Annotated in this window: 22 protein-coding genes; 15 read left to right on the top strand and 7 right to left on the bottom strand. The window is 56.5% G+C overall.

Annotated features, from left to right (window positions below; all coding sequences use genetic code 11):
* Positions 1 to 60: 60 nt before the first annotated feature.
* The 6 genes from fbpC to ETG88_RS12430 form a co-directional block, all read right to left on the bottom strand.
* Complete coding sequence (gene fbpC / locus ETG88_RS12455) at positions 61 to 1107, bottom strand: ferric ABC transporter ATP-binding protein (protein ID WP_129035501.1); 1047 nt, start codon at positions 1105 to 1107, stop codon at positions 61 to 63.
* A 4-nt stretch (positions 1108 to 1111) separates the two neighbouring features.
* Entirely contained in the window at positions 1112 to 3190 is a 2079-nt protein-coding gene (locus ETG88_RS12450) for an ABC transporter permease (RefSeq protein ID WP_100777487.1), read from the bottom strand.
* A 77-nt stretch (positions 3191 to 3267) separates the two neighbouring features.
* Positions 3268 to 4299 carry an ABC transporter substrate-binding protein gene (locus tag ETG88_RS12445; RefSeq protein ID WP_100777486.1) on the bottom strand — a complete coding sequence of 344 codons (1032 nt, stop codon included), beginning with the start codon at positions 4297 to 4299 and terminating at the stop codon, positions 3268 to 3270.
* A 12-nt stretch (positions 4300 to 4311) separates the two neighbouring features.
* On the bottom strand, positions 4312 to 5613 hold the full coding sequence (gene uhpC, locus ETG88_RS12440; RefSeq protein WP_129035500.1) for an MFS transporter family glucose-6-phosphate receptor UhpC: 1302 nt from the start codon (positions 5611 to 5613) through the stop codon (positions 4312 to 4314).
* A gap of 85 nt (positions 5614 to 5698) precedes the next feature.
* Entirely contained in the window at positions 5699 to 7240 is a 1542-nt protein-coding gene (locus tag ETG88_RS12435) for an MASE1 domain-containing sensor histidine kinase (RefSeq protein WP_129035499.1), read from the bottom strand.
* Positions 7240 to 7869: a response regulator transcription factor gene (locus ETG88_RS12430; RefSeq protein ID WP_100777483.1), complete on the bottom strand. Its 630-nt coding sequence runs from the start codon at positions 7867 to 7869 to the stop codon at positions 7240 to 7242. The genes ETG88_RS12435 and ETG88_RS12430 overlap by 1 nt, the downstream gene beginning before the upstream one ends.
* Positions 7870 to 8491: 622 nt before the next feature.
* Here ETG88_RS12430 and ETG88_RS12425 point away from each other — a divergent pair.
* From ETG88_RS12425 to tauD, 15 genes are all read left to right on the top strand, one after another.
* Positions 8492 to 9007: a fimbrial protein gene (locus tag ETG88_RS12425; protein ID WP_100777482.1), complete on the top strand. Its 516-nt coding sequence runs from the start codon at positions 8492 to 8494 to the stop codon at positions 9005 to 9007.
* A gap of 89 nt (positions 9008 to 9096) precedes the next feature.
* Positions 9097 to 9651 carry a fimbrial protein gene (locus tag ETG88_RS12420; RefSeq protein WP_100777481.1) on the top strand — a complete coding sequence of 185 codons (555 nt, stop codon included), beginning with the start codon at positions 9097 to 9099 and terminating at the stop codon, positions 9649 to 9651.
* Position 9652: 1 nt separating this feature from the next.
* Positions 9653 to 12139, top strand: coding sequence for an outer membrane usher protein (locus tag ETG88_RS12415; protein ID WP_129035498.1), 2487 nt, complete (start codon positions 9653 to 9655; stop codon positions 12137 to 12139).
* 32 nt (positions 12140 to 12171) lie between these two features.
* Complete coding sequence (locus tag ETG88_RS12410; RefSeq protein WP_102104343.1) at positions 12172 to 12927, top strand: fimbria/pilus periplasmic chaperone; 756 nt, start codon at positions 12172 to 12174, stop codon at positions 12925 to 12927.
* Positions 12928 to 12945: 18 nt separating this feature from the next.
* A complete protein-coding gene (locus ETG88_RS12405) occupies positions 12946 to 13530 on the top strand; it encodes a fimbrial protein (RefSeq protein ID WP_129035497.1) in 585 nt (194 codons plus the stop codon).
* Entirely contained in the window at positions 13523 to 14005 is a 483-nt protein-coding gene (locus tag ETG88_RS12400; RefSeq protein WP_102104342.1) for a fimbrial protein, read from the top strand. Before ETG88_RS12405 ends, ETG88_RS12400 begins: the two co-directional genes overlap by 8 nt.
* An 11-nt stretch (positions 14006 to 14016) precedes the next feature.
* The gene (locus ETG88_RS12395) at positions 14017 to 14880 is read left to right on the top strand and encodes an MrpH family fimbial adhesin (RefSeq protein ID WP_129035496.1); all 864 of its coding nucleotides are present in this window, start codon (positions 14017 to 14019) and stop codon (positions 14878 to 14880) included.
* A complete protein-coding gene (locus ETG88_RS12390; protein WP_129035495.1) occupies positions 14877 to 15653 on the top strand; it encodes an EAL domain-containing protein in 777 nt (258 codons plus the stop codon). Before ETG88_RS12395 ends, ETG88_RS12390 begins: the two co-directional genes overlap by 4 nt.
* Positions 15654 to 15798: 145 nt before the next feature.
* Positions 15799 to 16536, top strand: coding sequence for a winged helix-turn-helix domain-containing protein (locus tag ETG88_RS12385; RefSeq protein ID WP_102104339.1), 738 nt, complete (start codon positions 15799 to 15801; stop codon positions 16534 to 16536).
* Positions 16529 to 16984, top strand: a complete 456-nt coding sequence (locus ETG88_RS12380) for a hypothetical protein (RefSeq protein WP_233446108.1) — start codon at positions 16529 to 16531, stop codon at positions 16982 to 16984. The genes ETG88_RS12385 and ETG88_RS12380 overlap by 8 nt, the downstream gene beginning before the upstream one ends.
* Positions 16985 to 17094: 110 nt before the next feature.
* A complete protein-coding gene (locus ETG88_RS12375) occupies positions 17095 to 17685 on the top strand; it encodes a hypothetical protein (RefSeq protein WP_129035493.1) in 591 nt (196 codons plus the stop codon).
* A gap of 140 nt (positions 17686 to 17825) precedes the next feature.
* The gene (gene tauA, locus ETG88_RS12370; RefSeq protein ID WP_095280932.1) at positions 17826 to 18788 is read left to right on the top strand and encodes a taurine ABC transporter substrate-binding protein; all 963 of its coding nucleotides are present in this window, start codon (positions 17826 to 17828) and stop codon (positions 18786 to 18788) included.
* A 12-nt stretch (positions 18789 to 18800) separates the two neighbouring features.
* Positions 18801 to 19568 (top strand): taurine ABC transporter ATP-binding subunit, encoded by a 768-nt coding sequence (gene tauB, locus ETG88_RS12365; RefSeq protein ID WP_102104338.1) that lies wholly within the window; start codon positions 18801 to 18803, stop codon positions 19566 to 19568.
* Positions 19565 to 20392, top strand: coding sequence for a taurine ABC transporter permease TauC (tauC, locus tag ETG88_RS12360; protein ID WP_129035492.1), 828 nt, complete (start codon positions 19565 to 19567; stop codon positions 20390 to 20392). The genes tauB and tauC overlap by 4 nt, the downstream gene beginning before the upstream one ends.
* A complete protein-coding gene (gene tauD, locus ETG88_RS12355) occupies positions 20389 to 21240 on the top strand; it encodes a taurine dioxygenase (RefSeq protein WP_100777469.1) in 852 nt (283 codons plus the stop codon). The genes tauC and tauD overlap by 4 nt, the downstream gene beginning before the upstream one ends.
* A gap of 78 nt (positions 21241 to 21318) precedes the next feature.
* Here tauD and olsF read toward each other — a convergent pair whose 3' ends face one another.
* The gene (olsF, locus tag ETG88_RS12350; protein WP_129035491.1) at positions 21319 to 23019 is read right to left on the bottom strand and encodes a bifunctional ornithine lipid synthase OlsF; all 1701 of its coding nucleotides are present in this window, start codon (positions 23017 to 23019) and stop codon (positions 21319 to 21321) included.
* Positions 23020 to 23040 lie beyond the last annotated feature (21 nt).

The following is a 23040-nucleotide window of genomic DNA, read 5'->3' as shown; positions in this document are numbered from 1 at the left end:
CTTCGCCTGACCCGGCTTGAAAACCCGCAGGCCCGGCACGCGTAACGCCGCCGGGCGAACTCACGCCGCGTCTGCCAGCACAAACATGCCGTACGGGTGGATCTCCAGGTAGTAATGGTCGCCTTCGTTGGGCTGCAGACGCGTGGCGTTAACCTGCAGCAAAATCTCCTGCCCGTGCCACTCCACAATTACCTCGTACTGCGGCCCCATGTAGGCGACGTGACGAATAATACAGCGCTGGCTGTCGTCTCCGCGTTCGCTCAGGGTGATGGCTTCCGGGCGCACGCCGACGGAGCCGGAACCTTCACGCGCAAAGTGCATCGGGCGCGGCAGACGATAGCCGTGGATCTCCACGTAATCGTCGCTAAAGCGGGCCGGGAACAGGTTTGCGTCGCCCATAAAGCTCGCCATAAAACGCGACGCGGGCTGGCGATAGAGATCCTGCGGCGAACCGATCTGCATAATATTGCCTTTGTTCATCACCAGCACCGTGTCCGACACCGCAAACGCCTCGCTCTGATCGTGCGTCACGTAGAGTGACGTGATATTGAACTGCTTTTGCAGCTCGCGAATTTTGTCGCGCATACTGCGGCGCAGGTTGGCGTCGAGGTTACTCAGCGGCTCATCAAACAGCAGCACTTTCGGTTTGAGGATCAGCGCGCGCGCGAGGGCCACGCGCTGCTGCTGGCCGCCGGAGATCTGATCGACATAGCGATCTTCAAACCCTTCCAGATCGACCATCGCCAGCGCCTCTTTCACCCGGGCTTTGGTTTCCGCGCGCGACACGCCGAGCATTTTCAGGCCGTAGCCGACGTTCTCGCCCAGCGACATATGCGGAAACAGGGCGTAAGACTGGAACACCATGCAGATATCACGCTGCTGGATGGAGCGATGAGTCACATCCTCGCCATCAATCAGAATCTGCCCTTCAGTCGGCTTTTCCAGCCCGGCGACCAGGCGCAGGACGGTGGTTTTCCCACAGCCGGACGGGCCGAGGAGCGTCACCATCTGTCCCTGCGGGATCGCCAGGTTGATGTTCTCGATAACGGTATTATTCCCGAAGCGCTTGGTGACATTGCGCAGTTCAACGAAATGTTTCTGAGTCATAGTTTTACGCCTGGTTTTTAGCTTTGGAACGGGAGGTACGCGCCTCACCGATCAGCCAGTCAAAGAGGAAAATGATCGCCAGCATGACCACAATCAGGATTGAGCCGTAGGCAATCGCCACGCCGTACTCGCCGTCTTCCACGCGGTTCAGAATGTAGGCCGTGGCCACGCGGGTGTCTGGCGTGACGAGGAACACAATGGCGCTGACGGTAGTAATGGCACGCACGAAGCTGTAGATCAGCGCCGACAGAATCGCCGGGCGCAGCAGCGGCAGCAGAATGTGGGTGATGGTGCGCAGGGAGCCCGCACGCAGGCTAAGAGAGGCCTCATCGAGCGATTTGTCGATCTGCCCTAAGCCCGCAATCCCGGCGCGAATGCCGACCGGCACGTTACGCATCACCATCGAAATAATCACAATCGCCGCGGTGCCGGTGAGGTAAACCGGGGCGCTGTTAAAGGCCAGAATGTACGACACACCCGCCACCGTACCCGGCACGGCGAAGCACAGCATGGTGGTGAATTCGATGGTCTTTTTGCCTTTGAACTGCTGGCGCACGACGACCCAGGCGATCAGCAGACCAAAACCGGCGGTGATCGGCGCGGCGATCCCGGCGTAGAGCAGGGTATCGAGCAGCGAAGGCCATGCGCCGTCGCTCATGCCCTGGCCGAACAGCTTGATAAAGTTGTCCAGCGTCAGGGTGTAATCCACGCCCCAGTTGACCGTAAAGCTGCCGTAGAAAATGCTGCCGTAAAGCAGGGCGTTAAAGGCGATCCACACCGTCAGCAGGGCGACCACGCTCCACACCAGCGTCACCGGCAGGGGCTGCACGTCGCCACGGTAGGATTTGCCGGAGACCGTGACGTACGAGCGCTTGCCGATCCACATGTACTGAATGCAGAACACCAGCAGGGAGAAGACCAGCAGGAACGCGCCGAGGGTGCTGGCGGCCTGATAATCGAGCTGCGAGCCGGTGATGTAGAAGTAGATTTGGGTGGCTAACACGTCGAAGTTACCGCCGAGCACCAGCGGGTTACTGAAGTCGGCCAGCGACTGGACGATCACGATCAGAAACGCGTTGGCGAGCGCGGGTTTCAGCAGCGGCACGAAGACGCCGTTAAAGGTCTGCCAGCGGCTGGCGCGCAGCGTATAGGAAGCCTCTTCCAGCGAGGGATGGATGGTTTTGATCGCGCCGTCGAGGATCATAAAAGCCATCGGGGTAAACGCCAGCACCTGCGCCAGCCAGATACCGGTGAAACCGTACAGCCAGTTGGTGTTGGTCAGGCCGAACCAGTCGACCATCAGCTCGGTGATGTAGCCGGAGCGGCCCATCATCAGCGTCACGCCTAAACCCACCACAAACGGCGGGGTGACGATCGGCAGGATCGAGAAGATGCGGCCAATGATGGCGCTGCGTTTCGCGATGCGGGTGGTGTAGATCGCCAGCACCAGCCCGAAGAAAGTACAGCCGATACCGACGGCAATCGACAGCAGCACGGAGTTGATAATCACCTGCACGATGTGCGCCTGGGACAGCACATTCATAAAGGCCAGCGGGGCGAACTCCCCGGCGTCGTTGGTGAACATCGGAATGAAAATCGCGATGCTCGGCCAGACGATAAAGATGCCGATCAGGGCCACAATGGTGATCAGCGAGCCAATTACAAAGCGGTCGCCGCCCAGCCACTCCAGACGCGTCAGCGCCAGAGTCATAATCGCGCCGAGAGCAACGAACAGCACAATGGTGGCGAAGCCTAACCCGCGTCCTTCCACCGTAGCGCTGACGACGATAAAGGCCATGCACAGCAGCGCCCAACCGGCGTCGAGATAGTGGCGGCTGCGCTGCTCGCGCTTCGCTTCGTTAAACGGCCGCACCAGCAGCAGGCTTGGCAGCAAATACCACAGCCAACTGATATTGAAATGGGACCAGCTGTAGGCGTCGAGAATCTCCTCTCGCGTCGACTCCAGCAGGCCGTAATCGAGGCTCCAGCTCGGCAGCAGCGCAAACGCCAGCCAGCCGACTAAAACCCACAGGAATACCGCATCCCGTTTTTTGACGGGATGAAGAGCGAGTGTGTGTGACATAAGTTTTCCGGGTGTTGAGGAAAATGTTGGCCGGGTCACGCGCAGACGCCACCCGGCATTGACCACGTATCGCGGGCTTATTTACCCATCTTCACGTCGCTGACCCATTTGTTGATCAGCGCTTTGCGCACATCCGTTGAGCCGTACTTGTCCATGTCGTAGCTAATCAGCTTCAGATCGTCGAGTTTCAGGGAGTTCGGCGAGGTCTCGGCGGTGGTGTTGGTCAGGATTTGGTAGGATTTGCCTTTCTTCCACGCCAGCTCCTGCGCCTCTTTTGACAGCACCCAGTCCACGAACAGCTTCGCGTTCTCTTCGTTACGCGCGCCTTTCAGAATGCTGACGCCGCCGATCTCATACCCGGTGCCTTCGCACGGCGAAATCAGCTCCAGCGGTGCGCCCTGTTCTTTTTCCAGCGAGTAGTCGTGCAGGAAACCAATGCCGATGGCGGTTTCACCGCGCGCGGCGTTACGCGCCGGAGCGATGCCGGATTTGGTGTACTGGGAGACATTGCCGTTGAGCTGTTTCAGGTAGTCAAACGCCTGATCTTCGCCCCACAGCTGCACGAAGGTTGCCAGCGCGGTATAGGCGGTGCCGGAGCTTTGCGGATCGGCGATCTGGATCTCGCCTTTGTATTCCGGTTTGGTCAGATCTTTCCAGCACTTCGGTACCGGCAGGTTTTTCTCTTTCAGGCGCTGGGTGTTGACGCCAAAGCCCAAAATACCGACGTAAACGGCGGAGGAGAGGTTGCCTTTCACCTTGGCGGGATCGCGGAATTTCTCCATGATCTGCTCAAGATTTTTTGATTTGTATGGCTGCAGCAGCCCCATTTCCCCGGCCTGAGACTGAGGGTCCAGCGTGCCGCCGTACCAGACGTCTGCCTGCGGGTTTTTCTTCTCGGCATCGACTTTCGCCAGCGTGCTGCCGGAACCGTTGCGGATAAACGAGGTTTTGACGTCGTACTTATCGCCGAACGCTTTGGTTTCGACTTCGCACATTTCGTTGGTGGCGCTGCAATAGACCACCAGACGGCCTTTGGCCTGTGCGGCACCGGTCAAAGTAGCCAGCGCGATCCCGGAAGCAATGAGGGTAGAGAGAAGCGTTGTTTTCATTATTCAGCCCTTTTAAGACGTTATGTGACTGCGAGAAGCGGTGATGCCCGACATCAGCAGCGGCATCAGTAATAAACCCATCAGTACGGCGGCGATAGAGAGCAAACTGAACATCCCCGACCAGCCGTAATGTTCAATAACCAGTGACAGCGGCCATCCGGCAAGCGAAGCCCCCAGATAGGCAAAGACGCCGAGAAAACCGGTTATTGAGCCTGCCGCCTGCTTGTGTCCGCATTCGACGGCGGCAAGACCAATCAGCATTTGCGGCCCAAAGACAAAAAATCCGACCGCAAAAAAACAGATCGCCAGCAGAGCGTAGTGGTGAACCGGCGCCAGCCACAGTGCGGCGACAGAAACCATCAGGCCCAGCGTGAAGAGCAAAATCATCGGCGCACGCTGCCCGCTGAACAGCAGATCCGAGCCCCATCCGGCGAATAGCGCGCCGAGCAAACCGCCGACCTCAAACAGCATCACCGTCGCGTTGGCGCTGAGCAGATTGACGCCGTGGCTCTCCGACAGCCAGATGTTCCCCCAGTCGTTCAGCGCGATGCGGATCAAATAGACCAGCACATAGGAGGCACCGAGCAGCCAGATCATCGGGTTTTGCAGCATGGTGGTGCGTAACATCTGCCACAAACCCATCGGCGGACTTTGCTGCTCCTGGCGCAGCTCCAGCGGATCGTTGCGCCACTCCCCGACCGTTGGCAGACCCTCTTCCTGCGGTGTCCCCCGCAGTTGCGTGGTCAGCCAAATGCCGAGCACAATGCTGATAATCCCCGGTGTCAGCATCGCCGCCTGCCAGCCCCAGAGATGGGCGGCAAAGGCACATATCAACGGAATAATCGCCCCACCGATGTTGATGGAGGTATTCCAGCATCCCCACCAGAAGCCGCGCTCGTTGCGCGAATACCAGTGGGTGAGCAGGCGCGCGCAGGGCGGCCAGCCCCATCCCTGAAAGAATCCGTTCAACGTCCAGATGAACAGCAGCAGGCCAAACGAATCGCTGAAGGTGAACAGCACGTTTAGCACCCCGGTGGCCAGCAGGCCGATCCCCATAAACGCCCGCTGCCCGTGGCGGTCATGCCACAGTCCGGCGGCAAATTTCGACAGACCGTAGCTCAGATAAAACAGCGACCCGATAAGCCCGATATCGCTTTTACTCAGCCCCAAATCCATCTGCAGGGCGGGCAGAACGTAATTGACGCTTTTACGCGTCAGGTAAAACGCCGCGTAGCCCACCACCATGCACAGCAACAAGCGTGGGCGCAGGGCCCGATAGCGTTGAGAAATCTGTTCAGCAGACAGTGCGTGCATGGCGTTCTCCGTTTGAGCTGACTGTAGGGAAGTGCAAGACAAAAGGGATGAGAGAAAGTCTGGAGTGACTAAGACTTTTTCCTGGTTAGTGCGGTGTTTGTTGCAAAATTGTGGGCAAGTTAACAATTACGCGAGTGCCGTCCTGCGACTCAAGGGTAAATTCACCGCCCAGGGCGTGTACGCGCTCGCGCATGCCCTGAATACCAAAGCCGGGCGCATTGTCCGGCGCAATTCCGCTGCCGTTGTCCGTGACCTCCAGCAACAGGCGGCCATGGTGCTGGCGCAAGACGATCCGCACTTCGCTGGCGTCTGCGTGTTTGCTGACGTTATTCAGCAACTCCTGCAACAGGCGATAGAGGGTAAAGACCAGGGTTTCGTTTTGCGGCGGGGCGGCCAGCTGCCAGTCAAAACGGCAGTCGATGCCGCGCTCGGCGAAGGCGAATTCGTTCACCAGATGGTGCAGCGCCTCCTGAAGCGAGAGTTGATCCAGCACCGGCGGACGCAGCTGGCGCAACAACTGGCGGGTCGAATGGTGGATGCGTCGCGCCAGCTCGTTGATCTGACCGGCGGCTTCCACCGCCAGGGGGGTATCTCCCGCGCGTTTGACTAACTGGGACTGGATCTGAATCGCCGTGATGTTCTGGCCGATTTCGTCGTGCAGCTCGCGCGCCAGATGCTTGCGGGTATCTTCTTCCGTGTGGATCAGTTTTTCAGTCAGCGCCCGACGGGCCTGCAGCTCCGCTTCGAGCCTGCGGCGATAGTGATCGAGATTCAGCGCCAATTGCTGCTGACGGCTGATGGCGATCCCCAGCCCGATGCCGAGCAGGGACTGGGTGGCGAGAAAAATCTCCAGCTCCAGCAGGTCCGAAAACCCCACGCCCACCTGACGGGCAATGGTGATCATCATGCTGCCGAGCAGACCGGAGAGCACGCCGCCCTGCCAGCCGAATTTCCACGCCATCACCACGTTTGGCAGGAACACCACTATCAGCAGCAGGCGTTCCAGAGCGGGGGAGAGCACCATCTGCGTGCCGATCCCGATGATGAAAAACAGGCTGCACCAGATGATCAGCGACGTGCGCAAGGGCGGATTGGTCGTGTCCAGCCCGAGAAGATGGTAGCGATGCTGCTGGCGTAAAAACTCAAACACCAGATAGACGAACGGTGTCAGCAGCACGCCGCCGGTAAAAGAGGCCAGCCCCAGGAGCGTGGCGGGGCTTTGCAGAAACGGTGCGAGACACAGGGTTTGCAGCAGCGCGTTGACGCTCACCGCCGCAATCAGCAGCGACAGCCGCTGCCAGTACAGGGGAAAACGGTGCCAGTAGCGTTGCGCCGCGTAAGCACTGAGTAGCCCGAGGGGCGGCGCAGCCAGCATAAGATAGCTTGTCAGTAACTGCTCACTGTGCAGCCAGAGAATGGCGGCGAGCGTCGGCAATACCACGGCGGGCCAGAAACGGCGCGACAGGAGGATCAGCAGCGCCAGATAGACGCCCTGCGGCAGAAAAAGCACCGCCTGCTGGCCGTTGTGAGTGAGATAAAAACTGAGCGTCCACAGCATCAGCCAGCCGGTTCCCCAGGCCAGCATAATAAACAGGGAGAGAACAATGTGCCGCAGGGAACGCCGCATCAGTGGCCCGTCAGCAGCTGATTGTCGAGAGCGAAATGCACCAGCTCAATGGTGCTGCTGCATTGCAATTTTCCCAGCACGTTGGCGCGGTGGACGTGAACCGTCTTATGGCTCAACTCGAGGGTAAAGGCGATGGCCTTGACGCTTTCGCCTTTTACCAGCAGATCGAACACCTCCCGCTCGCGCGGGGTGAGGACATCGAGCACTTTCGACACCGGCTGGCCGCCACGCAGGGCTTTGACCGCGTCGGCGCAGAGATAGTGGCCGCCCATGCCGACGGAGCGCACCGCCTGCACCAGCTCCTCCGGGCCGCAGCGCTTGGTGAGATACCCGCTGGCTCCCGCATCGAGCGCGCTTTGCACGAAAGCGGGTGTGTCATAGATGCTCAAAATGATGGCGCGAAACGTCGGGCGCTGCTGGCGCAGACGTTTGAGCAGGCTAAGCCCGTTTTCATCGGGCATGGCGACATCCAGCACCGCGACGTCAATCTCGCTGTGGGTTAACGCCGACCAGGCGTCAGCCGCACTGCTGTACTGGCCTTCGACCACCAGGTCGTCCTCCAGATTTAACAGCTGCGCAAAACCCGACCGCACTACCACATGGTCATCCACCAGCACCACTTTGATCATTGCTTATTTCTCTTGCCGAAGTTGATATCCATGATGCCTGTTGCGCCGGGGGTGGCAATAAGCTGAGCACGGATATGTAACCTGTGTAACAAAAATGCAATAAATTAAAAACCTCAACGAATATTCCAGCGTGTTTCAGGCGGCGCCTTTATATATGAATAAATCCGCGCGTCTATTGATGTATTGTGAAATCGGGTAAAGAAGATGTAACGCGCTGCGGCAACAGGCGCTGATTTTACGTCTGTCTCTCGGGCCTGATTCGTTAACTCATGGTTCGATAATCTATTATTTTGCATTTTGTTAGTATTAAAACCTAATGCTGAGATCTGCTGTATTTATTATTCTAATTTTATCTCTTATTTGTTGAAGTTGTTTGTTATTGACTGAAAGGGCTATTTCGCCTTTTTTTTAGGTCATTACGGGTTACTATTTATTGCATCAGTGAGGCGTAAGCCGAAATACGAAAATGGCTTTGAACTTGCTGATGAATATGTTTAGAGATTTTTTGATTTGTGAAGGAATGACGCCAGAGCATTAATCTGGCGCGGGAGTGTTTTACTCAAAATTCATTAATCAAAAATCTTATTTGTGTGTCATTTCCTTAATTACAGGACCACTTTTTATGAAACTAAATAACGTTTTTTCTGCTCTGGTATTGGCTTCAGGTTTAACTGCATTTGGCGCTCAGGCCGATCAAGGTAGCGGTGTGGTGACTTTCACCGGCTCCGTGATTGACGCGCCATGCTCCGTTGCGGCGGGCGATGACGATCAGACCATCGACCTGGGTCAGGTTTCCAGCTCTGCGGTAGCAAACGGCGGGACTTCTACTCCGATTCCTTTCTACATCCACCTGGAAAACTGCTCTGTTGATACGGCAAACACCGTTTCCACCACCTTTACCGGCGCAGATTCCAGCGTTGACGGCGCGGTACTGGGTGTGACCGGTTCTGCCACCGACGTGGGCATCGTGATGACTGACGGCGACAGCAACACCATCACGCTGGGCGAAGCGACCGCAGGCCAGACCCTTCAGAACGGCGATAACACCCTGGCTTACTCCGCCTACATCATCGGTGGCGAAGCGCCAACCGAAGGTGATTTCACCGGCGTGACGAACTGGACTCTGGCATACGAATAAGGTTTTCCCTTATTTCACGATGTTATTCAGGCGGCCTGTCCGGGCCGTCTGAAATTGAACTTTGACCGAATAAGAGAAAAGGGATTGCGATGCATATTTTAATATCTACATCGACACCGCCGATCGTGAAAATCTTCCTTTTTCTCCTGTCTGGTTATTGCCTGCCATTACTCGCGGCAAACCAGGGGGACGGCGCGGTATTCATTAAAGGGGAGGTGCTTTATACCCCCTGCGCAATTGATCTTGATAGCCGCGATCAGACGATTGATATGGGAGAAACGCCCGTCGCCGAAATAGCCACCAAAGGCTACGGCCCAACGCGTCATTTTACCGTTCGTTTAATTAATTGCCTGATGTTGCCATCACCAGGGCACAGCCTGTTCGACTCTGAGTATTACCAAATCACCTTCGATCCCATGACCGGAACAGAACGTTTTGGCATTCGCGGAGAGGCCGAGGGCATTGAGCTGACCCTGCGCGACACCGAGGGGAACCGCGCCCTGCCAGGCGTGGCGCTTCCGGCGAAAGAGGTGACGCAGGGAACGCTCGATCTTCACTACGCGCTGCAGATTATCAGCGACGGTAAGCCTCTGAAATCAGGCGCTTATCAGTCTCTGATTCGCTTCAGAATGGATTATTACTGAGATGCATAAAAAGACTCTGCCACGATTCAGACGCTCGACCCTCAGTATGCTTATTCTGGGGATGCTTCTGCCGGTTTCAGCGCCCTGGGCTGATGATGATATCCAGTTCAACACTGATGTGCTGGATACCCAGGACAAAGACAATATCGATCTTAGCCATTTCTCCCGTCGCGGCTACGTGATGCCAGGCGAATACACCTTCACCATTATGGTGAACAAGGAGAGCCTTCGGGAAGAGCAGATTGTGGTCTATCCCGAGGGCGAAAATGGCCAGCAGAGCCTGATCTGTCTGACGCCCGATCAGCTCTCACGCTTCAATCTGAAATCCAGCGTGATGAACGATCTGCGCTGGCTGCGTGACGGCCAGTGTCTGGATAAGAGCAGCCTGGAAGGGCTGGAGATCCGCGTCGACCTGGCGAAAGACACGCTCTATCTGGCCGTCCCGCAGGCTTACCTTGAATTCACCGCCCCGAACTGGGACCCGCCGTCGCGCTGGGATGAGGGGATTTCTGGGGTGATGGCCGATTACAACCTCAACATGCAGACCCAGCACTCGGTGAATGCATCTGACAGCCAGAGTCTGAGCGGAACCGGCGTTTTTGGGGCCAACCTCGGGCCGTGGCGCGCCCGCGCCGACTGGCAGACCAACTGGGACAAGCGTAACGGCACCACGGATAAAGATTTTAGCTTCAGCCGCTACTACCTCTATCGCGCCATTCCGTCGCTGAAGGCCAAGCTGACGATGGGCGAGGATTACCTTAGCTCGGACATTTTTGACACCTTCCGCTTTACCGGGGTGAGCCTGAACTCAGATCTCAGCATGCTGCCGCCGAACCTGCGCGGGTACGCGCCGGAAGTGACAGGCATCGCCCGCTCCGGCGGTAAAGTGACGATCAGCCAGCAAGGGCGCGTGCTCTATGAAACCCAGGTGGCGGCAGGGCCGTTTCGTATTCAGGAGCTGAATGACGCGGTTTCCGGCACTCTGGATGTACGGGTGGAAGAGCTGGATGGAAGCGTGCAAACCTTCCAGGTGACGACGGCCTCTGTGCCTTACCTGACGCGCCCCGGCGCGGTGCGCTATAAGCTGGCGGCGGGGAAACCCTCCGAGTGGGAGCACAGCATGACCGGGCCGCTGTTTACCTCCGGCGAAGCCTCCTGGGGGATCGCCAACGGCTGGACGCTGTATGGTGGCACGGTGGTGGGCGGAGACTATAACGCCCTGTCGGCAGGGGTGGGACGCGATCTCTACCTGCTGGGGGCGCTCGCCGCCGATATCACCCAGTCGCGCGCGTCGCTGCCGTCTGAAGGCACGCTGTCAGGCACATCGTACCGGGTCAGCTACTCAAAAACCTTCGATGAATACGACAGCCAGGTGACCTTCGCGGGCTACCGTTTCTCCGAGCGCGACTTTATGAACATGTCGGAATATCTCGACGCGCGCTACGGCAGCGGGGCGTCTCACAGCCCGAAAGAAAAATACACGCTCTCCTTCAACAAGCGCTTTCGCGAGCTGGGGCTGAGCACCTATCTGAACTATAGCCACCAGACCTACTGGAACAGCGCCGATAACGATCGCCTGACGCTCTCCATGTCGCGCTACATCGACGTCGGGCCGTTCAAAAACATGAGCGTCTCTCTGTCCGTGTATCGCAGCGAATACTACTCCCTGAAGGATGACGGCGCGTATGTGTCGATTTCACTGCCGATTGGCAACGGCACGTCACTGAGCTACGGCGCCACCGTCAACCGCACGGATAACACGCATCGCGTGAGCTATTACGGCCGCCTCGATGAGCACAACAGCTTCCAGGTCAGCAGTGGCCTTTCGCGCAGCGGCCCGACGGGCTACGGCTACTACACCTGGCAGGGCGACAGCGCGCAGGTTCAGGCCAATGCCAGCTATCAGTCCGGCAACTACAGCGCCCTGGGGATGACCCTCAACGGTGGAGTGACGATGACCACGGAAGGCGGCGCGGCGCACCGCTCCAACGCGCGCGGCGGAAGTCGGGTGCTGGTGGATACCGCAGGGGTGAGCGGCGTGCCGGTGAAAGGCTTTGGCGCTTCGGTCAAGACCAACCACTTTGGCAAGGCGGTGATTGCAGACGTGAACAGCTACTACCGCAACCCGATCCGCATCGACGTCGACAAACTGGACGAAAACGCCGACGTCACCCGCTCTGTCTCCCAGGCCACCCTCACTGAAGGGGCCATCGGCTATCGCCAGTTCGATGTGATTGCCGGGGGCAAAGCGATGGCGTTTATCCGCAAAGCGGACGGCAGTTTCCCGCCGTTTGGCGCCTCTGTGGTGAACAACAAAAATCAGGAAACCGGCGTCGTGAACGACGAAGGGAGCGTCTGGCTGAGCGGCATCCAGGCCAATGGAAAAATGACCGTGAAATGGGACGGCAAAGCCCGCTGCGTGGTGAACCTGCCACCTGTTCTTCCGCAGGTCCTGGATAACCTGCTTTTAACCTGCGCGCCGGAATAAACCGGCCAAGAAAACGAGATGAGCTGACTAAGATGACGATTGTACGATTGGATGCACTGGCAGGCATCGCACTGGCATTTACCGCTGTCGCCCACCAGGCCAACGCCGCCGTGGCGCTGGACCGTACCCGGGTAATTTTTGACGGTGCGGCGAAATCCGTCAGCCTGAGGATCACCAACGAAAACAAAACCCTGCCGTATCTGGCGCAGGGCTGGGTGGAAGATCCTCAGGGCAACAAAATCACCGATCCGCTGGTGTTGCTCCCGCCGGTTCAGCGTATTGAGCCCGGCGAGCAGAGTCAGATCAAGGTGCAATCCACCTCCTCGATCCAGCGTCTGCCGCAGGATCGCGAGTCGCTGTTCTACTTTAACCTGCGCGAGATCCCGCCGAAAAGCACCCGGCCTAACACCCTGCAGCTGGCGCTCCAGACGCGCATCAAGCTGTTTTATCGCCCTTCGGCCATCGAAGTGAAACGCACGGATTACGCCACGCCGTTCCAGGAACAGCTCACGTTGACGCGTGAAGGGGATAAGTACCGCATCACCAATCCGACGCCGTATTTCATCTCGCTGGTGAATGCGTCGTCGACACTGACCGGCAAAGCCGCGGCGGGGTTTAAGCCGGTAATGGTAGAGCCGAAAGGGCAGCTGGTTCTCGCGCCTTCCGCATCGGCACTGGGCGCTGCGCCGGTCCTGACCTATGTGAATGACTTTGGCGGACGCGCGAAGCTGGTGTTTAGCTGCGGCGGCAATACGTGCAAGGCGGTTGCGCAGGAAAAGAAAAAGTAAGTGATTACGGGAGGCGCGATGAAATTCAGAGAGTGGAAAAAAGGGTGTGCGCTGGGGCTGCTGCTCGCCGCAGGACCCGCCGCTGCCGATGATGTGGCGCTGGTGGACGGCGAGTATGGCCTGCTCTCGGTCTACGGCGCGTTAACCGAGAGCGCCTGTCGTCTGGCGATGGAGTCGGCGTGGCAGGAGATCGACATGGGCACTACCGCCACCGGTGAGCTGAAAAAGCCGGGTGACCAGGGGACGCCCGTGCGAGTGGCGTTCCGGCTCGAAGATTGTCTCCCTTCGCCCGCGACTATTCGCGACGCCTGGAGCGGGAATTTGCTCTGGAGCCGCGATCAGCCTTCCGTCACCGTCAGCTTTGTGGCACCGGGTGAGGTCTTGAATCCCGGTCTGGTGCGCGTGTCCGGCACCAGCGGGGTGGCGCTGCGCCTGACCGATCGCGATCACCGTGATGTGCGTTTGGGAAGCGAAGGGCAGCCGCTGCTGCTTGAGCCTGGCGGCAACACGCTCTTCTACTATATCGCGCCGGAACGTACCGCTGCTCCGCTGGTGGCGGGTACGTGGAATGCGCTAATCCACTTCAGGCTTAACTATGACTAGTTTCTTTGTCCGCCTGCTGTCAGGCGCATCCGGGCTACTGCTGACGACCGCCTGTTTTGCCGCCCTGACGGTGAATGTGACCGGGGTGATCGTCGAGGGCGTCTGTGAAATTAATAACGGCGAAACCATTCACGTCGACTTCGGCAATAACCTGCAGTCGAAGCAGATCGATGGCGAGCATTTTATGCAGAACATTGATTACACGCTGGCCTGCGAGGATCTGAATTCCAACGATCTGGAGATGCAGTTCGAGGGCACCGCGACGTCGTTTAGCGATGATTATCTCGCCACCGACCGCGAGGGGCTGGGTATCAAGCTGTATATGAACGGTGAGTCGATGCCGCTCAATACCTGGATGCCGTTCACCTGGCCGGAAGTACCGGTCTTGCAGGCCGCGCCTGTCAAAAGCGATGCGACCGAGGTGGAAACCGGCGTCTTTACCGCCTCCGCCACCCTGAAAATTCAGTACCAGTAAGGGATATTCTGATGAAACGATTGATGTACGCCATGATATTGCTGGGAGGGCTGGCCACGAGCCAGAATGCTTCGGCGTCGATCTGGACCTGGATTGATACGCTGGAAACCTGCACCATCGCGACCTATTGCTACGACTACACGTTTACCATTTCCGACTGGGATGAGGAGGATTCCACCCCCAATCCCTGCTATGGCTTAACGGCATGTACGATTTTTATAGGCCATCGGCATAACGCAGCCGGCACCTCTGGACTTAACACGCCCCGTTCGTGGGGGTCTGGGAACTATCCATTTTTATTAACGGCAGAGACGATGGGAGCTCTCGGAAAAGAGCTGAAAACGGTCTTTGCGTTGCCTTTCACGTCCACCACGCGGCACAACGGGACGACGGTAGCGACCGAAGAGTGCGTCGGGATCTTTTATGCGGCCGGGAAAGAGCTGGGCAGCAACGCCTCGGAAATTAACTCTTCGACGTTTCAAGATTATCCGTTAATGCCAAACAGTATTTGCGGCGCCGCTCCTGCACCGAGTGGTTCCTGTGATTTCGATCAGGATGTGCTGACCCTCGATCACGGCACGCTGAGTCGTAAGGAGCTGGAGGGCCATGAGGTGAGCGAAAATGTGAGCATCAGTTGCACGACCTCGCAAACGCTGAAACTCTATATTTACTCCGCCGACAAAGTGGATCTGCGCGATGACGGCAGCCTCTATTCTGAGCTTTATATGAACGACAACGTGCTTGGAACATCGGGCTTTACGCTGGATGTCGAAGCGCGGGACAACGTTACGGTGAAGTCGGTGCTGCGCACCAACGGTACGCCGGAAGCGGGCGAGTTTTCTGGCTCAACGATCATGCTGATCACGGTGGAATGATGAACATACCTGAATCCTCTTTGAACAGCGTCGATCTCTATTGCGCCCTGATGATGGGGGAGATCGTCCCCTATTATCAGCCGGTGATTGATGCCCGTACTCAGACTCTTCACGGGCTGGAAGTGCTCATGCGCTGGGCTCTCGCCGATGTGGACGCAACGCCCGTGGCGCTGATCAGCGCCTTTGAAGAAAATGGGCTGCTGTCGGAAATGACCCAGCACCTGCTGCGCCAGGTGGCCGACGATATTAACGAGCTGGATGCGCTGCTGCCGGAGGGATTACATCTGTCATTTAACGCAAGCCCTGCGCAGGTCGAAAAACCGGGCTTTGTTTTCGACACCCTTTCGTTTCTTGCCGCGCTGCCGCTGGAGAAATATCGGCTGGTCGTGGAAGTGACCGAAGCGCAGCCCCTGGCAAATACACCGGAAGTGGCGGGGACTATTCTGAAATTACAGCTTGCGGACGTTGCGGTCTATTTTGACGATTTTGGAACCGGTTGTGCGAATCTGAATTGTATTGAGCAATTCAATGTCGATGGATTAAAAATCGACCGTTTATTTGTCGAGGGATTATCGCAAGGAAAGTGCTCCGCGACGATTATTTCCCTGATTGCCGGACTTGCGCAGTCACAAAATCTCGCACTCATTGCCGAAGGCGTGGAGACACCAGGGCAATCTCAGGCGCTTTGTGAAATGGGGATTCAGATCCAACAGGGTTATCTATTTTCAAATGCATTGAGTAAAGCGCAATTACAACAATATCTTGCGGCCTGAATGGTATATTTCCATCAAAAAAATGTGGTTTATTTGTTTGACTGAATTTCAGGTATTTTGTCACCCCTATTCATATACGCTAAAATGGTTATTGGCATTATCGCCATAAAAAGTGTGGATTAATATTGGAGCTGGTGACAGTGCTATGCATTTTATAATAAACAAAAAAGTCTCTTTTAAGGTGGCAGAGAGGACGATATCGGATGATAAAGATCAGCATTTGCTTTCCAATCCGGCGTGTCGGCTTTTACTGGTGTTGTTGGAGAATAATAATAAGCTCATGACGCGAGAGAACCTCTTGCAGAAGGTATGGGGAGATTTTGGATTGACGCCTTCGAGCAATAGTCTGAACAATAATGTCAGCATACTGCGTAAAATTTTTTCAGAATTCGATATTCATGATGTGCTGAAAACAATCCCCAAGCAGGGGTTTACGCTGATGATTGACGATCTGCAATTCAATGAGAAATCACGTGACTATATGGTGATGCAGGCCATCTCCCAGCCAGATAACGAGCCGGGTGTCAATAAGAGCTGGCTGATAGGCGCAGCCGCCACACTTTCCATGATTATTGCCGTGGTGGTGGCGCTGTATTTTAATTTTTTTGGAAAACGAGATGAGGTCATTTTTTATAAACAAGTGAATGAGTGCAAAATATACTATTTCAACGGCGTCAACGTGAATCGTGTCGAGCGCTATTTCGCGGATGGCAAGGGGGCAACGTTATTACAGAAATGCGCTACGCCACATAACATTTATTACGATGACAGCAAGCTCCATGAAAAAACGGATCTTCTCGAAATCATTGTCGCAAAATGCACGCTGGATGTGAAAGGGGCGCTGGGTGAATGTAAAAACTTCGTCACGACTAAAGGTGATTAGTCTCGTCGCTGTTCTTATCCTGTTGTTTGTGGGTGCGCTGCTCTATGTGCCGCAGAGCGAAAGCGATCTCGATTGTACCGCCGATATCAATCTGAATATGGATGATGGCGAACAAAAACTGGATGCCAGAATTCATCTCGCGGTCCATTTTGTTCCCGATGCTCGCAGTTATATTACCGAGTATGGCGTGGTGAATTACGGTGATCAACGCTACATCGTCGACCGTTATGTGCGGCTACGTTATTCCGATGACAGTAACCATGCTTTTGTTGAATTCCAGCGCGAGGGAATTGATAAAAATAGTTCCGAAACGCTGCCTGAGGTTCTGTCTCAAAAATTAACGTCGGCGCAAAAAGTCTTTTTCTTTAAAGTAAGGAAATTACACAACGAAATCTGGAATATTAGTGATTTACGGCGAACCGTATTGGTGTGCTCTGAAACGGAATAACTCTGTCTCTACGTAGTTTTCGTTGATAATTTCCTGTTCTGACCCTTTAAATATAAAGGGTCAGCGTTCCCCTGTGCTTTTTTTACTGAATAGCTTGATGGTGTAATTGAATGTCTTCAATTGTTTTAATAACAAAAGATAACTATTTGTACGATGGAATTAAGCAATTCCTGCCGCTTCGTCATTGGCAGGAGCTTATTTCCGCGAAAGAACACGCGCGTGAATGTGCAGTATTAATTGATAGTCGGGTCCCGTTACGTTTTCTGGAAAACGCTTATTTATGGCTGTCTGCCACATTCGATAAAACCAAGGCATTAGTCCTGCAAATGGAGAATGAAACCTGTCAGGCGTCGCCGACACTCAGACGGGATCGGGCCGTCGACATGCGATCCTCCTGCGAGAAAGTGGCATTGGACATCCTGACTGAACTGGAAACGTTTTCGTCTGATAAATGGCAGCGTAAGATTTACGTTGAAATTAATGAGCTTGAGAGAACCCTCATCACGAGTTTACTGGCCGGGGTGTGTATTGGGGAGATCGCCGAAATGCTGAACTGCTCGCAAAAACAGGTCTATAAATTGCGCGACAAAATGAGCCATCGATTGAATGCCAAACACTTCTATAGCGTTTGCCAGTATGTGTTTCGTCACGACCTGCTAACCCGGCAGTATATTCTGCCCAACACCTGGCTGCGCGGCTGAGGTGAGTTATCTCTTTTTTCACTTTGCTTTGCACTTCTTTATCTAAAAACTGTTAGGAATTACAGATTCTTTTTTATTCCTTTATCAAAATTCCCGCGCCAGAAATACTGCTCCCATAACAAGAGAGGGGAGCAGACATTATGGCAATTTCATCGCGTATCACATTACTCGGCGCACTGGCGCTGTGGGCATTTCAGGCGCAGGCGGTCGATGTGACCGTCGCGTATCAAACCTCCGCTGAACCGGCGAAAGTCGCGCAGGCGGACAATACCTTCGCCAAAGAGAGCGGGGCAAAAGTCGACTGGCGCAAGTTCGACAGCGGCGCGAGCATCGTGCGGGCGCTGGCGTCGGGTGATGTGCAGATCGGTAATCTCGGCTCAAGCCCGCTCGCCGTGGCGGCCAGCCAGCAGGTGCCGATTGAAGTGTTTCTTTTGGCCTCACAGCTCGGCAATTCCGAAGCGCTGGTGGTGAAGAAAAATATCACTAAGCCCGAAGATCTGATCGGTAAACGCATTGCGGTGCCGTTTATCTCAACCACCCATTACAGCCTGCTGGCAGCCCTGAAACACTGGGGGATCAAGCCGGGTCAGGTGCAGATTCTGAACCTGCAGCCGCCGGCAATTATCGCCGCCTGGCAGCGCGGGGATATTGACGGGGCCTATGTCTGGGCACCGGCAGTCAACGAACTGGAAAAAGACGGCACCGTGCTGACCGACTCGGAAAAAGTGGGTCAGTGGGGCGCGCCGACCCTGGACGTCTGGGTGGTGCGCAAGGATTTCGCCGAGAAACATCCTGAGGTGGTGAAAGCCTTCGCCAAAAGTGCCATCGACGCCCAACAGCCGTATATCGAAAATCCGGATGAGTGGCTGAAACAGCCTGCCAATCTGGAAAAACTCTCGCGCCTGAGCGGAGTACCTGAATCCGACGTGCCGGGGCTGGTGAAGGGCAACACCTATCTGACGCCTGCGCAACAGGTGCAGCAGCTGTCCGGGCCGGTGAATAAAGCGATTGTCGATACCGCCGGGTTCCTGAAAGAGCAGGGCAAAGTGCCTGCGGTAGCGGCGGATTACAGCCAGTTCGTGACCGATCGTTTTGTGAAGTAACGGGAGGCCGTGATGCTGCAAATTACAAACCTGTCCGCCAGCTACGGCGGGAAACCTGCGCTGGACGATATCAATCTGACGCTGGATAGCGGTGAGCTTCTGGTGGTGCTTGGGCCCTCCGGCTGCGGGAAAACCACGCTGCTCAATCTGATCGCCGGGTTTGTTCCGTATCAGCACGGCACCATTCACCTGGAAGGTAAACGTGTGGAAGGCCCCGGCGCCGAGCGCGGCGTGGTCTTTCAGAGCGAAGGGCTTCTGCCCTGGCGCAACGTGCAAGAGAACGTGGCCTTCGGTCTGCAATTAGCGGGAGCCGAGCGTGCCGGGCGTCTTGAGACGGCGCGCCAGATGCTGAAAAAAGTGGGGCTGGAAGGGGCGGAAAAACGCTTTATCTGGCAGCTCTCGGGCGGTCAACGTCAGCGAGTCGGTATTGCCCGTGCGCTGGCAGCCAATCCGCAGCTGTTGCTGTTGGATGAGCCTTTTGGCGCGCTGGATGCTTTCACCCGCGAGCAGATGCAAACCCTGCTGCTGCGCCTGTGGCACGAAACGGGTAAGCAGGTGCTGCTGATTACGCATGATATCGAAGAGGCGGTGTTTATGGCCACCGAACTGGTGCTGCTGTCACCGGGACCGGGCCGCGTGCTGGAGCGCCTGCCGCTGGACTTTGCCCGCCGCTACGTGGCAGGGGAACCGGTGCGCAGCATCAAATCCGATCCGCACTTTATTGCTCAGCGCGAATACGTGTTGAGCCGTGTATTTGAGCAGCGGGAGGCGTTCTCATGAGCATTGTTTTTAGCGAAAAACGGGCCGGAAAACGTTTCACCCTCCGCTGGCCGTTTTCACGTCAGATCACCCTGAGCGCAGGCACCTTGCTGGTGTTGCTGGCGATATGGTGGGCGGTGGCAGCGCAGCAGTGGGTTAGCCCACTGTTTCTGCCCCCGCCGAGTCAGGTGTTGACGAAATTGGTCTCCATCGCCGGTCCGCAAGGCTTTATGGATGCGACCTTATGGCAGCATCTGGCGGCGAGCCTGGGGCGCATTCTGGTGGCGTTGCTGGCGGCGGTGATCGTCGGTATTCCGGTGGGGATTGCGATGGGGCTAAGCCCGACCGTGCGCGGGATCCTCGATCCGCTGATTGAGCTTTATCGGCCGGTGCCGCCGCTGGCCTATCTGCCGCTGATGGTGATCTGGTTTGGTATCGGTGAAACCTCAAAGATCCTGCTGATCTATCTGGCCATATTTGCCCCCGTCGCTATGTCGGCGCTGGCAGGGGTGAAGAGCGCTCAGCAGGTGCGGATCCGCGCGGCGCAGTCTCTGGGAGCCAGTCGCGCACAGGTGCTGTGGTTTGTGATTTTACCCGGCGCGCTGCCGGAGATTTTAACCGGTTTGCGCATTGGTTTAGGCGTGGGCTGGTCGACGCTGGTGGCGGCAGAGCTGATTGCCGCAACGCGCGGGCTTGGTTTCATGGTGCAGTCGGCAGGCGAATTTCTGGCGACGGATGTGGTACTGGCAGGGATCGCGGTCATTGCCGTGATTGCCTTTAGTTTAGAACTGGGGCTGCGCGCGTTACAGCGTCGCCTGACGCCCTGGCATGGAGAGATACAATGAGTGAACGTCTGACCATTACCCCGCTGGGACCTTATATCGGCGCGCAGATTTCGGGCCTCGACGTGACGCGCCCCCTGAGTGATAACCAGTTTGAGCAGTTGTACCACGCGGTACTGCGCCATCAGGTGGTCTTTCTGCGCGAGCAGGCGGTGACGCCGCAGCAGCAGCGCGCCCTGGCACTCCGTTTTGGCGATCTCCATATCCACCCGGTCTATCCGCACGCGGAAGGGGTGGAAGAAATTATCGTGCTGGATACCCATAACGATAATCCGCCGGATAACGACAACTGGCACACAGACGTCACGTTTATCGAAACGCCGCCCGCCGGAGCGATTCTGGCGGCCAAGCTGCTGCCGGAAACCGGAGGCGATACTTTATGGACCAGCGGGATTGCCGCCTTTGAGGCGCTGTCGGCGCCGCTGAAACAGCTGCTGAGCGGTTTGCGGGCGGAGCACGATTTCAAGAAATCGTTCCAGGAATATAAGTACCGCAAAACGGAAGAAGAGCACCAGCGCTGGCAGGAGGCGGTCGCGAAACACCCGCCGCTGCTGCATCCGGTGGTGCGCACGCATCCGGTCACTGGCAAGCAGGCGCTGTTTGTCAACGAAGGCTTTACCACCCGAATTGTGGATCTGAGCGAGAAAGAGAGCGAGGCGCTGTTAGGGTTCCTGTTTGCACATGTGACGAAGCCGGAGTTCCAGGTGCGCTGGCGCTGGCAGCAAAACGATCTGGCGATCTGGGATAACCGCGTGACGCAGCATTACGCCAATGCTGATTATCTGCCGCAGCGCAGGATAATGCAGCGGGCGACGATATTGGGCGATAAGCCATTTTATCGCGCGTCGTGATGGTATCGGGTGGCGCAACGCTTGCCCGCCCTGCGTTTTACTGGCCGGGTAGAGGAAGACCGCCACCCGGCAAAAAAGTTAAAGATGTGCCTCAATATACCGCTGATACCGGTTCGCCTTCAGATAGCATAAATCCACCAGCACCAGCCCATCCACACAGTTGTTGAACGCCGGATCGCTGCCGAAATCGATAAACTGCACGCCGCCTGGCTCGCACAGTTCGGAATACTGTTTGTAGAGCGGGGGAATACCGCAGCCCAGATTCCCGAGCAGCGACTTGAGCTTTGTTAAATCCTCGACGTAATTCACGCCGCCAAACTGCGCCAGCACATCGGGCAATGATGCCGGATAGGGCTGGCGAGAGGCGGCCAGCGGATGACTGGCCGGGAACCACAGACGGTAGAACGCCACCAGCAGATCCCGCGCGGCAGGAGGCAAACCACCGGAGATGGACACCGGGCCGAACAGATAGCGATATTGCGGGTAACGCGCCAGATAAGCGCCAATCCCTGACCACAGATAGTCTAGTCCACGGCGGCCCCAGTAGCGCGGCTGAATAAAGCTGCGGCCAAGCTCGATGCCGTGCTCCAGCACGTCCTGCATTTTGTCGTCGTAGTGAAACAGGCTGTAGCTGTAAAGACCCTCCAGCCCGCGGTGCGCAAGCTGTTTTGCGGTGGGGATAAAGCGGTAGGCGCCGACAATTTCCAGCTCTTCGTCATCCCACAGGATCAGATGCAGATAATCATCGTCGTAACTGTCGGTGTCGCGACGTTTACCGCTGCCCTCGTCCACGGCGCGAAAGGCGATCTCACGTAAACGCCCCAGTTCGCGCAGCAGGGGCGCGTCCTCTTGTCCGTCGCGTTGCCAGAGATAAATCCCTTTCCCATCGGCGGTTTTACCGAGGCATTCAGCCAGCGCCAGCTCGCGTTTTAGCGTGGCCCGATCTTCCGGGCGGGCGATAGCGCACTGGGTTTTGAACCTCCCCGGCAATCCCTTGCCAAGACGCATCACGTGCTGGCGGCATTGCTCGGCCATGTCACGGGGTGAAAGGGTTGAACTGAACCAGTAGCTCCATGCAATCTGCTGGCCGATTTTTATCGGTAAGGTGCTGTGGCGGCGGCGGAACATCTGCTGCATTAACAGCAGCAGCGAAAGCGTCGGTGAGACCAGCGTGGAGGCATAAAACAGCACACTGTTATGTGCCTGAATATGAATGGGCAGCAGCGGCGCGCGCAGTTTGCTGGCCAGTTTGATGAAGCCAGAATGCCACTTTTTATCGCGAATACCCTTGCGGGTCGGGCGTGAGACTTCGCCTGCCGGGAAAAAGATCAGCACACCTGCGTTTTGCAGGTGGTTTTCCATCTGCACGAGCGACGATTTCGCCGTTTTTCCGCCCATGTTGTCCACCGGGATAAACAGCGAGCTGAGGGGTTCGAGGTGCGTCAGCATTCGGTTGGTGACCACTTTCACATCGCGACGTACGCGGGAAACCGCATACAGCAGCGCCAGACCATCCAGCGTGCCGGTAGGGTGATTGGCAATAATAATCAGCGGGCCGTATTCGGGGATCTGTTCGAGGTCGCGTGCGCAGAGAGTGCAGAGAATATCCAGATGTTCCAGAATCTGCTCCACCATATCCAGCCCTTTCAGGTGACGGTGTCGGGCGGCGAACTGCTGGAACTCGTCTTCGTAGAACAGCTTTTTTAACAGGCTTTTTTGCCAGGGGGCGGGCTTCGCCTGAGGCCAGAGATCGTCAAGAACGCTATCGAGACTGAACATGATGGTTTCTCCTGTCGTCTT

The organism is Lelliottia nimipressuralis (assembly GCF_004115925.1).
In the GTDB taxonomy this organism is placed as follows: Bacteria; Pseudomonadota; Gammaproteobacteria; order Enterobacterales; family Enterobacteriaceae; genus Enterobacter; species Enterobacter nimipressuralis.
The sequence above is the reverse complement of the archived record's forward strand: the minus strand, read 5'-3'. Positions and strand labels throughout refer to the sequence as shown.